This window comes from Corynebacterium sp. ACRQK, assembly GCF_022345965.1.
In the GTDB taxonomy this organism is placed as follows: domain Bacteria; phylum Actinomycetota; class Actinomycetes; order Mycobacteriales; family Mycobacteriaceae; genus Corynebacterium.
In genome coordinates, this window is sequence record NZ_JAKRMU010000003.1 from 212,841 (window position 1) to 227,259 (window position 14,419).

The following is a 14,419-nucleotide window of genomic DNA, read 5'->3' on the forward strand; positions in this document are numbered from 1 at the left end:
TCCCACATCGGACGAGGGGTTGATCTTGCGTGTCCTACCTCAGTATGACGGCCCGCCCTCCTGCTCTTCGATCGCCTGGTGGTACTCGGCCAGCGCCTTGGTTTTGCGGACGTTGCGCTGGGCGAAGGTCTCCCGCCCCAGTGGCCCCTCCGCCTCGGTGATCACACTGTGCCCGTCGCCGTGAGAGGTCCACACCTCGTGCCCGTCGGGGTGCAGGGCGACGTCCCAGCTGCCGGCGGTCTTGAGGTTGTGGTGCTTCGAGCAGAGTAGGTGCAAGTTCGCCGTGGACGTCGGCCCGCTGCCGTATCGCCTTACGTGGTCGTATTGGCACTTGTAGGCGGGAACTTCGCAGCCCGGGAAGCGACAGTGCAGGTCGCGCCCCGCAACAGCTGCCTTGATGCCCTCCGTCGGCACGTAACCCTCGCATTCCGCGTAGCCCGGCGCGGACAGGTGCGTCACCCGCTGCAGCCAGGTCTTGGAAGCGGAGCGGTTCAGCCAGTGGTCCTCCCCCAGCACGGCACCGTCGTTCGCCGGGTCGTGGTACAGGTTCAGAGTCACCGAAACTTCGGCCTTGTCGGTGATCAGCCGCAGCATTGCCTCCGGCTGTGAGCAGTCGTACTTCTTGGCGGTAGCTCGCACGATCTTGTCGATCTCGATGCCCTCCATCCGCGGGACCCGCAGCGTGAAGGTGGTGTATTCCGGGTCGCGGCAATCCACGTTGAAACTCGGCTCGGCCGCGGTGGCCTCATCCTTAGGTACGACGTTCCGATCGACCTCCCGCAAAATCTTCGAGATGCGGTTGTGGATAGTCCTCGGTGAGAACACGTGCTGGTCGGGACGTGAGGGCGTCAATACCTCAAGAACCTTGCCCTCAACCCTCTCCCGATCGTCGGGCGACACCGGCAGCAGATCCTGCGCCACCCGCAGAACGTGACGGGCGGTATAACACCCCTGGTCAAACAGCCCCACGAGGCGCGGAAAGTCGCGCAACACGAAAGCGGCCTCGGCCCAGGCCTCCGCGACCCCGGCGGAAACACCCAGACGCACGGCGAGGCGGGTGCAAAAATCGGGCACCAGATCCTCCCCGTCCGGGGCGCATGCCATGATCAGTTGGAATTGTTGTTGATTGAGCTGCCGGGCCGCCACGGTCAGCGGATCCTGCGAACTGGCTATTCGAAACGATGGTGGTGAGGTAGTCATGGAATTTCCCCTAATCCAACGACGAGGTTGTGGCGCCCCCGCCAAACTTCCTAACCCAAGAATAGAACACACCAACAAACAAAGTCAATACCCCCACCAAAACTTTTTTCTTTTTATTGACGCCACCAGCCTCACCATCGAGAATGCCCGTAAAGCTAAGGTAGAGTTTTTAGAAAGTCTGTTCGAGTATATCCTCGGAGCTTACGAGGTGATACTTAAAGGCAAAAAGCACCGCATGCACCCGATCCCGAGACTGGGTTTTCGTGAGCACCCTGCCAACGTGCGTCTTTACAGTGGGCAGCGAAATGTATAGCTTGTCGGCGATCTCCTGGTTGCTGAAGCCCAGCGCAATAAGCTTCAGAATCTCCAGCTCGCGCGGGGTGAGAGGATCGGGAAGATCCAGCTCCACGGGCTCGCGACGCTGCGGGGTTTGCTCCATGCGAATGCTGCGCAACAGCCGTGCAGTGGCCTTCGGGCTGATCACGGCCGCCGAATCACCGACGGTGCGGACGGCGGAGATGAGATCCTCGGGGTCGGTGTCCTTGAGCAAAAAGCCACTGGCCCCCGCCTCCACGGCACCGAGGACATAATTGTCGTTATCGAAGGTGGTCAGGACGACCACGCGCGCCCCGGAATCACCGGAAACCACCCGGCGGGTCGCCTCGATGCCGTCCATGCGCGGCATCTGCACGTCCATGAGGATGATGTCCACGGGCTGCGATTCGGCCAGCTCGCAGGCCTCCTGCCCGTCGGCGGCCTGCCAACGGACGGTGATATCGTGCTGCGAATCCAACACCAATCCAAAGCCGGCGCGCACCAACTGCTGATCGTCGGCCAATCCAACGCTAATCACTTAATCCTCCTTCGCAAAAGGTACCGTCGCGGTCACGTTCCACCCTCCGGGGTACACCGCGGAAGCACCCCACTTGGCCTGACCACCGTGAATAGCCACACGCTGGCGAATGCCGGTCAGGCCGCGGCCGGAGCCTTCGATCCGGTCATCGCCCGGCGCGTTATCCACGCTAATTGTCACCCGGGCGGGCTCCCACTCCAGCCTCACTTGCGCGGGCACAGAACCCGCGTGCTTCAGCACGTTGGTCAGGGATTCCTGCACGATGCGGTACACGCTGAGGTCGCGGACCTCGTCCAACTGGTGCGGTTCGCCCGTGACGTGCAGCTCCACCTGCACCCCGTTGCGCTTCGCATCCTCCACCAGGTCGGGCACGCCAGCCACCCCCGGGGTGACGGTGGTAGAACGCGGCGAGGGGGCGTCATCGTGAAGAACAGAGAGCAGCTCCCGCATCTGGGTCAGGGCCGAGCGACCGCGCGCGGCGATAGTGTCGAGGGCTTCGATGGCCTTGTCGGGATCCTTGCGGCCCGCGTAGCGCCCGCCGTCCGCCTGCGCGATGACGACGGTGAGGGAATGTGCGACGATGTCGTGCAGCTCGCGGGCGATGCGGTTGCGCTCGCTAACGGTGGCGAGCTCGGCGCGGGCGGCCAGCGCCTCGACAGCCTGATCGCGGCGCAGCGAATAGCGTCCTGTCAGCCACATCAGGGCGACAGTCACGACGGTGAGCAGGATAATTAGCCCCCAGAACAGCCAGAACTCGGCGGTCCGAAAGTCATCACCGCCCCACGCAAAATCACTATCTTCTCCCTTGCGCGCATAGTAGTAGATGGTCCCCCACGCCATCGCGTAGACAGAGCCGAGCAACAGCAAAGTCAGCCACAGCTTGCGGCGCAGCGTCAGCTTCGCGGAGATGAAGTAAGCCTCATAGGCCACCACCAAGTAGCCAAGCGGCCACACTAACAGCGCAGACGTCGCATAGGCATACATGCCAACTGCGGTGACTGCCACACCCCATTCGGGTCGAAAGCGTTGGAGGAGCAAGCCAATGAACCCCAAAACTAGACCTGTGCTGGCAACAACAACCTGCCAGGGGGCGATGTTCATGCCGGTACCAAATGTGCTTCCGACACCGAGAAAAAAGAACACCATGACCACAACAGCTACGAACACCCACCAGGAGGCATCCCGCCACCACACCGGGCGAGGAACTGCTTCATAAGACATGTATGAAGAGTCTAGTTACAGGCGCACCCTATCGCCGTAAACGAGCAGGCCATTAACGAAACGGGTGAGGAACGGCGGCGAGAAGTGGCTGGTAGCCTCCAACAGCTTCGTCTTCCAACCGACCGGAAAATGCACCTTCGTGGGGCTACGGCGCGGGGTGGCCACGGCCCTTACTACCTCTGCAGCCACATCTTGTGGGGTTGTGGACGCCCCCAGCCGCCGCATGCCCGCCGTCTCCACATCGGCAATGAGCGCCGTCCGCGAGTACAGGGGCAAGACGGTGCGGACGCGAATGTTGTGCTTATCCCATTCGAAATCCAGCGCCTCGGAGATGCCACGGACGGCGAACTTGGTGGCAGAGTAGGTGGCCATATCCGGGGTGCCGTAGATGGAGGAGGCACTGCAGACGTTGACGACCACGCCGTTGCCGGCGGCTTTGAGGTGTTCGAAGGCCGCCCGGCAGCCGTAGATCACGCCCTTGACGTTGACGTCGACGAGGGCGGAATCCTGCTGGAAGCTCCCGCGGTCGATGAAGTCGCCGCCGTAGAGAACGCCCGCGTTGTTGATGAGTGCATTGATTCCCCCGGCGCGGGCGGCGAAGTCGGCGACAGTGGCGGACCACTGGTCGGGGTCGGTGACGTCGAGGGTACCGGGGATGATGTTGGGGTGCTGAGCCCAGTCACGGACCTTGTCGCCGTCGAGGTCGTAGGCGCCGACGGTCCAGCCGGCCTCGGCGAAGGACTCAGCGATTGCGCGGCCGAAGCCTTGGGCTGCGCCGGTAACGAGTATTGATTTCATACCCCTAACTACTACAGTAGCCAGAGTACATAAGCTACGAATTCCCGTAAGAACGCCGCCGGGCGGGCACTGGCAAGCAAAGAGAACCTCGCGACCGTGAAAATGAAGGAGCAGCTCGCAGGTCAAACCGTAAGATGACCTTCAGCTTTTGGTTCACCCCCGTTACCTGAAGTTTAACAGGAGAAAAGCCCCCTCTTAACGCAACAACTCCATCCGCCTCCCCAGGTTTCTATCTTTGGATAGCCAGAACGCGTGTGCCCGACGTTTCGTCAACTTTAGCTTCAGACTGTTCGCTTGAAGATCACGCCAATAGACCGTACGGGGGTATCTTTTAGGTTTTTTTGGCGAACGCTCGATAGAAACCGAGATCCTCTACGAACCTTGTGCTTAGATCAGAATCAACAATAAAGAAGGCGACCTCTGAACTGTAGTGGCTCCCCCCCTGCCGAGAACCACAAAAATCAACGCCCAGCACATATTTAACTTTTACTCAAGTAGGTACCATCCATGAAAAAACAGTTTAAAATAGCGTCTACTCTATCGGTACTGATCGCAGCATTTTCACTACCACAAACAGTCGCTCTAGCTAACACACAGCAAGAGCTCTCACAATCAGCAATCCCAGCCTCAGCCAATACCCCTAACGTCATGGGCCCATTTGAAGAACTCCCACTTGAAGCCGTGCGCATAGTTCCGGGAGTTCAAACTTTTGCAACTAGCGTATGCACGGCCAGCATTGACTATCCACACATATCAGGAACCCGTGGTGTCACTTACACCGTAAATGTGCACCTCGACGGAAAGTGTCGAACCATCCCCTCTAAGCATAATATCTCGGGCGATCTAAGTAGGAGCAGGTGGTACGGATGGGAGCGCCTAAATTCAAAGCAGCGATCTTTTCCAGGAAAATCTAAAGCGCGGGTAACAATTGAAAGTAGGTGCAAACCAGGCAGCATGTACAAATACCGCGCTAACGGAAGATTTTACGCCCTCATAGGAAAAACATCCTGGGTTCGCTCTTTTTATAATCAGAACCCTAGAGAAATTCGATGCACCCGATCTGCATAGAACCCAAGAAGACTAAGAGGATAATTTTCACCATTATCCTAGCTTGTACTGTTGTATATACGACAGGATGCGCCGAATCAGAAAAAATACTTCACAAACCTACTGATCCGAGAGCTGAAGGTTTTGTCCAAACTCACAGCTTGGATGAGTTTCCCTCGATCCCTTCCGGCACAATTAACGGTACACTCGCACCGTTGATTAGCACAAGCACCTGGAATAGAGATGAAGATACCCTCAAGGATCCAGAAGAGGTAAATTGGGAGTCGTTACCCTTCGTTCAAGAAGACGTTCCACTCATTATAGACTCACCATTTCCTCCAAATGAGGTTTGGATAACTCGTCTTGAAACTGCAGTAGACCAGTCTTTGTCTCAAGAAAACTCGATGGCCGAACCTGTGCTCTGCTCACAGGATAACCAAGAGGTGTGCCAGGTAAGCATCAAAACCTCCACCACTACGCAGATAACACCTTCAGGAAACATATCCAGTTACGGTAGGTATCGGTTTATGACTATTCAGGCCATTTGGTTTACACCTACTGGGGATGAGTCGGTCTCTTGGGCTACACAAATTGCGAGATGAGGTAAATTATGGCCTATTTAATCATCGACCCATCCGGCTACCCATTAAGTCGCCCGAATGATGGAGATGTTGTATCCAATCCAGACACAGGGCAGGTTCTTACCGTCAGCTTCCTAAGAATAACCACGCCCGACGGGGACTATGAAGTTGATTTTCTTCCCGGAATTGTCAACCTCTACCAAGGAAGCAAGGATAAATCATCCTACTCCACAAATATTCAAGAGATAAGCGTCAAGAAAGGAACTCGACTTCACAAAATTGGCAGCATTGACCATATAGATGATGTAACCCTGACGCATTTAGGGGATAAATACCGAGTTCAGGCCGCGAAACTAGACGACACGAAACCAGATAGTTTAATCCTCTGCGAAGATGGTTTTATAAGAACTTTGCAAGATAGTTTTTCTGCTACCGACAGGCCTCAAGGAGTATTCCCCGTTCTCTACAAAGTCGATGAGTAGGCAGCCCCGCCGAGCACTACCCAGTTAGAACGCTTCACCCCATCAGCTTCTGCTGCAGAGCACGATCCTTCTCCAGCACCGCGTCGCGCATGTTCTCCTGGTATTCGACCATCTTGTCCATCAGCGCCGCATCCGCCACCGCGAGGGTGCGCACAGCCAGCAGGCCAGCGTTCTTCGCGCCGTCGATGGAGACGGTGGCAGTCGGCACGCCGCCGGGCATCTGCACGATAGAGAGCAGGGAATCTAGGCCATCCAGATTGCCCAGGGCACGCGGAATGCCAATCACCGGCAGCGGAGTGGCCGCGGCGACCATGCCCGGCAGGTGGGCGGCACCGCCGGCGCAGGCGATGATCACCTTCACGCCGCGGGTGTGGGCGGTGCGGGCGTAGTCAAGCATGCGCTCCGGGGTGCGGTGCGCGGAGACCACGCCAACCTCAAAGGGAATACCGAACTCGGCCAGCAACTCGGCTGCTGGTTCGACAGTGGGCCAGTCGGAATCGGAGCCCATCACCAGGCCCACCAGTGGGGTGCGTGCATTCTCAGTCATCGGTTGGTCCTCCCATTCGGCGGTTTCCAGGAACTTCGCGGCCAGGCGCGCCTGTTCGCGCGTGCGCACTGGATCCTCCCCCAGCATATTGACGTGGCCGATCTTGCGGCGTGGGCGCCAATCCTTGCCGTACATGTGGATCTTTGCGTTCGGGAAGCGACGCCACACCGCATCCATGCGCTCGTGCATCGGCATCGCCGGATCCTCGGCCGCTCCCAGCACGTTTGCCATCACTACCACCGGCGCGGTCGGCTCCGTGGAACCCAGCGGGCGATCCAGTACGGCGCGAACGTGCTGCTCGAACTGGCTGGTGATGCAACCATCCTGGGTCCAGTGGCCGGTGTTGTGCGGGCGCATCGCCAGCTCGTTGACGATGATCTCCGGCTGGCCGTTCTCGTCGGTGGTCTCGAACAACTCCACCGCCAGCACACCAGTGACGCCCAACTCGGTGGCGACGTCGCGGGACAGCTGCTCGGCGGCGGCCAGGATCTCAGGCGTGGAGTTTGGGGCGGGCGCCACGGCCTCCACACAGATTCCGTCCTCCTGCAGGGATTCCACTGCCGGCCACGCCTGCACCTCGCCGGACGGAGTGCGAGCCACCATGGCGGACAGCTCGCGCACCAGCGCGACCTTCTTTTCCGCCATCAGGGGGATCTCCTTGTCCAGCAGCTTCTCCACCAACTCGCGGGCCTCGTCCACCGTGGCGGGGAACCACACACCCTTGCCGTCATAGCCGCCGCGGCGGGCCTTCAGGCACACCTGGCCGCCCACGGCATCGAAGAACCCGGCGATGTCGTCGGCGGATTCGATGGCGGCAAACGCCGGCACCGGGGCGCCCAGCTCGCGCAGCTTCTTGCGCATCACCAGCTTGTCCTGCGCGTGGATCAGCGCCGCGGGCTGCGGCTGCACGTTCACGCCGTCGGCGATGAGGGCATCCAGGAAGCGATTGGGCACGTGCTCGTGGTCGAAGGTCACCGCGTCGGAATCCTGGGCAACCTCGCGGACGTGCTCCTCCAGTGCGTAATCCCCCAGCACCACGTCGGCGGTCACCTGCGCAGCCGAGGAATCCGGCGCCCCGGCCAGCACACGGCAACTTAAGCCCAACTCGATCGCCGCCTGCTGAGTCATACGCGCCAACTGACCATCGCCGATGATCGTCACCAGCGGCGCTCCCGGCGCGTGTGCGGCAGGGCGCGCTAAAGACCAGTCGGCTGTGTTATTCCCATTGCTCTCACTCACAGCTCCCAACTATAGTTCCCCGGCCCGACACTCTTAATCTGGCTCTTCAGCAGCCTCTCGAACTTACGGGTATAGGGAACCGAATGCAGCACCAAAGGCACGCGCGCCCCGGCCACGTACACCGCCACGTCGCCCCGGTGGGCCCTGCAATCCACCACGTTGGCCAGTGGGATCTGGCCAATGCGACTGCGCAGGTGGCCGGTCGCGGTGATCAGGCGCCTGTCGGTCAGCAGCATGCGGGAGCGCGCACGGAAAACCAGGTGGCGCACGCAGCGCCTCCAGCACACCAGCAGCCACGCAACCAGCAGCCCCCGACGAAGCCACATGCAGGCTTCCACCGTAGGGGCGTCCAGAAATTGGGTGGCCATGTACTGATCCAGCGCGCCGATCCCCATCCAGAACAATCCCGTCCACAACAGCAGGCGCAGGACGGGGAAGAACATGGAGCGGCGCGCGGGGCTGAGCTCGGCGAGGATCTGCTCGTCCGGGTCGAAGGTGATTTTGCTCATGCGTAGCGCCCTCCGTAGTCGCCCGTGCCGTCGGCGCGCAGGTGCACGATCTCCCCGGCGCGGATCACGCGCGTGCCCTCGCGGGTGCGGACCAGCAGCTCGCCGTCGTCGTCGATGTCGGTGGCCGTGCCCTCCACGACCTCGTCGCCGGGTAGGAAAGCGCGCACGGAGGTGCCGATGGTCGCGGAAGCCTGGCGGTAGCGCGGTAGTACGGTCTGGGCCGCCCCTCCTAGTCGACGCCACCTCTCCAGATTCGCCGTCAGCTCCGCGAACACGGCCACCGCGACGTCCTCGCGGCTTGGGCAGGGCCGTCCCAGGCGGTTGCACTCCAGGTCGATGGAGCTGGCGTGGGCGACGGGCAGCTCGTCGGTCTGCAGGTCGTAGTTGATGCCGAAGCCCAGGATGATCGCCGGGTGCGGGTCCAGGTGCACGGCCTCTACCAGGATGCCCACCAGCTTACGGCCGTCCAGCACGCAGTCGTTGGGCCACTTCAGCTGGATGGGGATGTCCGCGGAGGCGCGGATGCCCTCCACGATCGACAGACCCGTGAGCAGCGGCAGCAGGCTAATGCGATCCACAGGCACGTCCGGCAGGCGTAGCAGCACGGAGCAGATCAGCTGGCTGCGGGCCGGGGCCTCGAAGGAGCGGCCCTTGCGTCCGCGCCCGGCGGTCTGCTCCTCGGCCATGAGTAGGGACATGTCGGGCAGGCCCTCCCCACAACGCACGCGGTCGGCCAAATCGGTGCTGGTGGAGCCGGTGGTTTCCAGCACTTCGACGTGGCGGTAGCCCAGCGGGGCCAGGCGCTCGGCCAGGCGGCGGGGGTCTAGCGGCGTGCGCATGGGAGTACTGTCCTTTCTCTTCACATGCCTTCCCTCAGACACTCTAGCCCCACCAATCACGGCACTGGAGTTTTTACACCGTATTATGGCGACCATGAGCTCTACCACCGACACATCGACAACCGCCGGGAAGATCGCCGACCTCCGCGATCGCCTGGCGGAGACCCACAAGCCGCAGGGGGACGAGATCCCGCGCGCCCGTCGCCGCGTGGACGCACTGCTGGATGCCGGTAGCTTCGTGGAGACCGACGCGCTGGCCCGCCACCGCGCCACCGCCTTCAAAGCCGACAAGTTCCGCCCCGCCACCGACGGCATCGTCGCCGGCTACGGCACCATCGACGGTCGCCCGGTGTGCGTGTTCTCGCAGGACGCCACCCTCTTCGACGGCCAGATCGGCGAGACCGCGGGCGAGAAGATCCTTAAGGTCATGGAGCTGGCCGTGAAGTCCGGCACCCCGCTGATCGGCATCTACGAAGGCGCCGGCGCTCGCCCGAACGAGGGCATCACGGCCCTCGAGTTCTTCTCCCGCATCCACAGCCTGCAGACAAAACTCTCCGGCGTGGTTCCGCAGATCGCCCTGGTCGCCGGCCCCACCAGCGGCGCGCTGGTGCACTCGGTGGTTCTGTCCGACGTCGTCGTTGCGGTCAAGGGTGCCGGGGAGCTGGTAGATGACGCCACCGACGGCACCGCCCACATCCTCGCCGAGGACGACGCCTCCGCGCTGGGACTCGTCGCGGACATCCTGAGCTACCTGCCCAGCAACAACCGGGCACTCCCCCTGCGCGGGGACGAGACGGAGGCAGAGCCGGAGACAGACGAGCTGGACGGCCTGATCCCTGACTCGGACGCGCAGGCCTACGACATGCACGAGGTGCTGAACCGCGTGGTCGACGCGAGCTCTGTACTGGAACTCCAGAAGTTCCACGCGCCGCACCTGATCACGACGCTGGCGCGCGTGGGCGGCCGGAGTGTGGGCGTCATCGCGAACCAGCCCGAACAACAAGCAGGGGCGATCGACGACGCGGCGGCCGAGAAGGCAGCGCGCTTCATCCGCTTCTGCGACGCCTTCAACGTGCCGCTGGTGACCTTCGTGGACTCGGCGGGCTACGTGCCGGACGTGCTGTTCCGCCGCACCGCGAAGCTGATCGGCGTGACGGCCGCGGCGAGCGTCGGCAAGATCGCCGTTATTACCCGCAAGGCCTTCGGCGACGCCTACCTTTCCCTGGGTGCAAAGCGCCTGGGCACCGACCTGGTGTATGCATGGCCGACCGCGCAGATCGCGCAAGACGATAGCTACCAGGCGGAGCCCTACTCCGCCGCGGAGCGGGGCCTGGTGGACGCGGTGATCCCGCCGCGCGAGACCCGCGCCCGCATCGTCGACGGCCTGCGCCTGGTGGAGCGCAAGGCCGAGGACGGCTACCCGCGCAAGCACGACAACCTGCCGTTCTAGGAGGAAGCGCGTGACTGACTTTCAGGTGATCAAGGGCAACCCGGACGAGGTAGAGACCCGGGCGCTGCAGCTCATCGTCGACGACCTGGCCAAGGAGGCCGAGGCGCTGCGCAATGCGAAGCCGGATACGCGCGGGCACTACGGCCGCGAGCTGCGCCACAGCAGCCCCGGCGCGTTCCGCAATCCGCGGATGCCGCGGGGGTAGGACATGCAGCTAACTTTGGCCAGCACCTCGCCAGCGCGCGAGAAAGTGCTGAATGCTGCCGGGGTAATCCCCCGCAAAGTCTCCCCCGGTGTGAACGAGGAAGCCGCCGTCGCGAGCCTGGTGGACCCCACCCCGGTGCAGTATGTGCAGCACCTGGCCACCGCGAAGGCGCAGGCGGTAGACGGTGAACTAGTGCTGGGCGGCGACAGCATGCTGCTGATCGACGGCGAGCTGCAAGGCAAGCCGCACACGCGCGAGGAGACGGTGCGGCGGTGGCACCAGCAGCGCGGGAAGCGCGCAGAGCTAATCACCGGACATGCACTTATTGACGCCGCCACGGGCCAGATCTACGAGGAAGCCGTGGCCACGCAAATCCAGTTCGCCGAGGTCTCCGACCGAGCGATCGAGGCGTACGCCGCCACCGGCGAGCCGTTGGAATGTGCTGGTGCCTTCACCCTGGAAGCGCTCGGCGGCTGGTTCATCGAGAGTATCGACGGGCACCCGTCGGCCGTGATCGGCCTATCACTCCCCGCCCTGCGGCGGGGGCTGGACTATTTCGGCTACGACTTCTCCGACCTCTGGGGCTAGGTCGGCTAGTCGGCCTTGACGGAGCGTTGCTCCGGGCCGACGTAACTGGATAGCGGGCGGATCAGGGCGTTGTCCTCGTTTTGCTCCACGATGTGGGCGGTCCAGCCGACGACGCGAGCCATGACGAAAATCGGGGTAAAGAACGGGATGTCGATGCCCAGCATGTAGTAAGTCGGGCCCGCCGGGAAATCCAGGTTCGGCTGGATACCGGTGCGCTGGTCCATGGCCTTCTGCATGTTGTCGTACATATCCACCCAGCGCTGGCCGTCGTGATTGGCGGCGGTGCGGCGCATAGCGGCCTCCATGGTGGGCACGCGCGAGTCGCCCTTCTTGTATACGCGGTGACCGAAGCCCATGATCTTGTTCTTCGCGTCGCACTGGTCCAGCACCCACTGCTCGGCGGCCGCCGGGTCCTCGACAGCCAAGAAGTTGTGCATCACGGCCTCGTTCGCGCCACCGTGCAGCGGTCCCTTGAGGGCGCCGATGGAACCGGTGACGGCGGAGTAGACGTCGCTCATGGTCGAGCTGATCACGCGGCCGGTGAAAGTGGAGGCGTTGAAGCCGTGCTCCGCGTACAGGGTGAGGGACTGGTCGAAGGCCTCGACGTCGTCGCGGTTGTTGGCGGGGCTGCCCTCCTCGTCGCCGAAGCACATGTAGAGGAAGTTCTCGGCGATATCGCGGTCGCGGGAGGGCGGGATATAATCCAGGTTCTTGCGGCGGCGTAGGTCGTAGGCGATGATCGTCGGCAGCTTGGCCAGCAGGGTCAGCCCAGTGCGGCGCACGGCATCGGGGCTGCGGTCGTCCGCATTGAGGTCCTCCGTGCCGAACACGCTCACCGCAGTGCGCAGCACGTCCATGGGGTGGGCGGTCTTCGGCAGGGAGTTAATGAGGTCCAGCATGCTGCGGTCGATGGGGCGCAAGGCGCGCTCTCGCTGGCGGAACTGCTCCAGCTCGCGGAAATCCGGCAGTTCGCCGTTCCAGAGAAGGTAGGCCACGTCCTCGAAGGTGCAGTGCTCGGCCAGTTCCTGGACGGGATAGCCCCGGTAGGTCAGGGAGTTGGTCTCCGGGTTCACCTTCGAGACACCGGACGTGTCCACCACCACGCCGTTTAGGCCCTTGTTGATGTTCTTGTCGGTACCGGTGACGTTGGAGGTCTTGCTGGATTGAGCGCGGGGCGTGGTGAAGTTGGTGCGTCCGCGGTCGAAGGGTGCGTTGGAAACCTTGATCGGCTTAGTCATGGTGAGTAGTCCTTTCGGGTTAGAAGATGCCGCCGGGGATCTGTGGGGCACGCGCCAACACGTCTTCGCTGACCACGAGGTTCAGCTGGCCAAGCTCACCGGGGGCCAGGTCCGCGGTGGCCTCGGCGACGGCTAGGAAGCGATCCTGCTCCGCCTCGTCCACCACGCCCTCGGCCAGGGTGCGGAACTTGCTGATGTAATCGGCGCGGCCGAAGGGGCGGGCGCCCAGCGGGTGGGCGTCGGCCACGGCCAGCTCGTCAACGATCTCGGTGCCGTCGCGCAGGGTGACTACTGCCTTGCAGCCGAAGGCCTTCTCGGCCGGGTCGGTGGAGTGGTAGCGGCGGGTCCACTCCGGATCCTCCACGGTGGAGATCTTGTGCCACAGCTCCACGGTTTCCGGGCGCTGGGCGCGCTCGGGGGCGTAGGAGCGCTCGTGGTGCCACTCGCCGTCTTCGAGGGCGACGGCGAAGATGTACATCACGGAGTGGTCCAGCGTCTCGCGCGAAGCCTTTGGATCGAACTTCTGCGGGTCGTTCGAGCCGGTGCCGATCACGTAGTGGGTGTGGTGGCTGGTGTGCAGCACGATGCTTTCCACCTGGCTTAAATCCCCGATCTTGTCCCGCATGCGGCGGGCCAGGTCAATCGGCGCCTGGGACTGGTACTCCGCGGAGTGCTCCTTGGTGTAGGTATCCAGGATCGCCCGCTTCGGCTCCCCCGCCTCCGGCAGGGGTACGACGTAATGAGCGTCCGGGCCGTCCAGCAGCCAGGCGATCACGCCGTCCTCGCCCTCCCAGATCGGAGCCGGGGCGCCCTCGCCGCGCATGGCGCGATCCACAGCCTCCACCGCCATCTTCCCGGCGAATGCGGGCGCGTGGGCCTTCCAGGAGCTGATGAGCCCCTTGCGGGACTGGCGCGTAGCCGTGGTGGTGTGCAGCGCCTGGCCGACGGCCTGGTAGATCACCTGCGGGTCCAGTCGCAGCAGCGTGCCGATGCCCGCGGCCGCGGACGGCCCCAGGTGTGCGACGTGGTCGATCTTGTGCTTGTGCAGGGAAATGCCCTTGACCAGGTCCACCTGGATCTCGTAGCCGGTGGCGATGCCGCGGATCAGGTCGCGCCCGCCCAGCCCGCGCGCCTGCGCTACGGCCAGGATCGGCGGGATGTTGTCACCTGGGTGGGAGTACTCGGCGGCCAGGAAAGTATCGTGAAAATCCAGCTCGCGCACCGCTACGCCGTTGGCCCAGGCGGCCCATTCGGGGGAGACGGTGGCGTCAGTACCAAAAACGGCGCTGGGCCCGGTGTGGCACAGCGACTGGGTGCGCGCCGAAGTGACGGGGCGGCGCAGGATGGAAGCGGCAGCGACGGCCGCGTTGTCGATAATGCGGTTGACCACCATGTCCGCGGTATCTTGCGGCACCTCGACCGGGTCGGCGGCGACCTGCGCGACCTTCCAGGCAAGGTGCTCTTCCTGCGGAAGGTCGTCGGCAGAGGGGTGGACGCGAACGTCGTGGTTAATCATCGCGGGGGTTAGATCCTTTCGGAGATGGAGACTGTGATGCGCCTCACTCTAACGCCCCGCGGCGAGTTATGTAGTTAAACAAATATTTTTTGACACCAAAACGTCA

At 62.7% G+C, this 14,419-nt stretch carries 13 protein-coding genes and 1 pseudogene; 4 read left to right on the forward strand and 10 right to left on the reverse strand.

Features of this window, described 5'->3' with window-relative positions:
- Positions 1-39 precede the first annotated feature (39 nt).
- From MHX63_RS05185 to MHX63_RS05200, 4 genes are all read right to left on the reverse strand, one after another.
- Positions 40-1,200 (reverse strand): HNH endonuclease signature motif containing protein, encoded by a 1,161-nt coding sequence (locus MHX63_RS05185; protein ID WP_239387527.1) that lies wholly within the window; start codon positions 1,198-1,200, stop codon positions 40-42.
- Positions 1,201-1,369: 169 nt separating this feature from the next.
- Entirely contained in the window at positions 1,370-2,053 is a 684-nt protein-coding gene (locus MHX63_RS05190; protein ID WP_239387528.1) for a response regulator transcription factor, read from the reverse strand.
- Complete coding sequence (locus MHX63_RS05195) at positions 2,054-3,274, reverse strand: sensor histidine kinase (protein WP_239387529.1); 1,221 nt, start codon at positions 3,272-3,274, stop codon at positions 2,054-2,056. It lies immediately after the preceding gene.
- A 15-nt stretch (positions 3,275-3,289) separates the two neighbouring features.
- The gene (locus tag MHX63_RS05200) at positions 3,290-4,072 is read right to left on the reverse strand and encodes an SDR family oxidoreductase (protein WP_239387530.1); all 783 of its coding nucleotides are present in this window, start codon (positions 4,070-4,072) and stop codon (positions 3,290-3,292) included.
- A gap of 1,657 nt (positions 4,073-5,729) precedes the next feature.
- Between MHX63_RS05200 and MHX63_RS05205 the strand changes: the two genes are divergently transcribed.
- Positions 5,730-6,182, forward strand: coding sequence for a hypothetical protein (locus tag MHX63_RS05205; RefSeq protein ID WP_239387531.1), 453 nt, complete (start codon positions 5,730-5,732; stop codon positions 6,180-6,182).
- 34 nt (positions 6,183-6,216) lie between these two features.
- Here MHX63_RS05205 and purE read toward each other — a convergent pair whose 3' ends face one another.
- The 4 genes and pseudogenes from purE to MHX63_RS05225 all read right to left on the reverse strand — a co-directional run bounded on the left by purE (position 6,217) and on the right by MHX63_RS05225 (position 9,316).
- The gene (gene purE, locus MHX63_RS05210; RefSeq protein ID WP_370644170.1) at positions 6,217-6,729 is read right to left on the reverse strand and encodes a 5-(carboxyamino)imidazole ribonucleotide mutase; all 513 of its coding nucleotides are present in this window, start codon (positions 6,727-6,729) and stop codon (positions 6,217-6,219) included.
- Positions 6,730-6,738: 9 nt separating this feature from the next.
- Positions 6,739-7,968: pseudogene (locus tag MHX63_RS05215) on the reverse strand (5-(carboxyamino)imidazole ribonucleotide synthase); the annotation flags it as partial.
- Complete coding sequence (locus MHX63_RS05220) at positions 7,965-8,477, reverse strand: hypothetical protein (protein ID WP_034971233.1); 513 nt, start codon at positions 8,475-8,477, stop codon at positions 7,965-7,967. The gene MHX63_RS05220 and the pseudogene MHX63_RS05215, both read right to left, overlap by 4 nt.
- The gene (locus MHX63_RS05225) at positions 8,474-9,316 is read right to left on the reverse strand and encodes a biotin--[acetyl-CoA-carboxylase] ligase (protein WP_239387532.1); all 843 of its coding nucleotides are present in this window, start codon (positions 9,314-9,316) and stop codon (positions 8,474-8,476) included. The genes MHX63_RS05220 and MHX63_RS05225 overlap by 4 nt, the downstream gene beginning before the upstream one ends.
- A gap of 85 nt (positions 9,317-9,401) precedes the next feature.
- Between MHX63_RS05225 and MHX63_RS05230 the strand changes: the two genes are divergently transcribed.
- The 3 genes from MHX63_RS05230 to MHX63_RS05240 are packed head-to-tail and all read left to right on the forward strand — an operon-like array spanning position 9,402 to position 11,559.
- Positions 9,402-10,766, forward strand: coding sequence for an acyl-CoA carboxylase subunit beta (locus tag MHX63_RS05230; RefSeq protein WP_239387533.1), 1,365 nt, complete (start codon positions 9,402-9,404; stop codon positions 10,764-10,766).
- 10 nt (positions 10,767-10,776) lie between these two features.
- Entirely contained in the window at positions 10,777-10,971 is a 195-nt protein-coding gene (locus MHX63_RS05235; protein WP_034984823.1) for an acyl-CoA carboxylase subunit epsilon, read from the forward strand.
- 3 nt (positions 10,972-10,974) lie between these two features.
- On the forward strand, positions 10,975-11,559 hold the full coding sequence (locus MHX63_RS05240; protein ID WP_239387534.1) for a nucleoside triphosphate pyrophosphatase: 585 nt from the start codon (positions 10,975-10,977) through the stop codon (positions 11,557-11,559).
- 5 nt (positions 11,560-11,564) lie between these two features.
- Here the strand turns inward: MHX63_RS05240 and MHX63_RS05245 are convergent, their stop codons facing one another.
- Both MHX63_RS05245 and prpD read right to left on the reverse strand, forming a co-directional pair.
- Positions 11,565-12,797: a bifunctional 2-methylcitrate synthase/citrate synthase gene (locus MHX63_RS05245; RefSeq protein ID WP_239387535.1), complete on the reverse strand. Its 1,233-nt coding sequence runs from the start codon at positions 12,795-12,797 to the stop codon at positions 11,565-11,567.
- Positions 12,798-12,816: 19 nt separating this feature from the next.
- Positions 12,817-14,313, reverse strand: coding sequence for a 2-methylcitrate dehydratase PrpD (gene prpD, locus MHX63_RS05250; protein WP_239387536.1), 1,497 nt, complete (start codon positions 14,311-14,313; stop codon positions 12,817-12,819).
- Positions 14,314-14,419 lie beyond the last annotated feature (106 nt).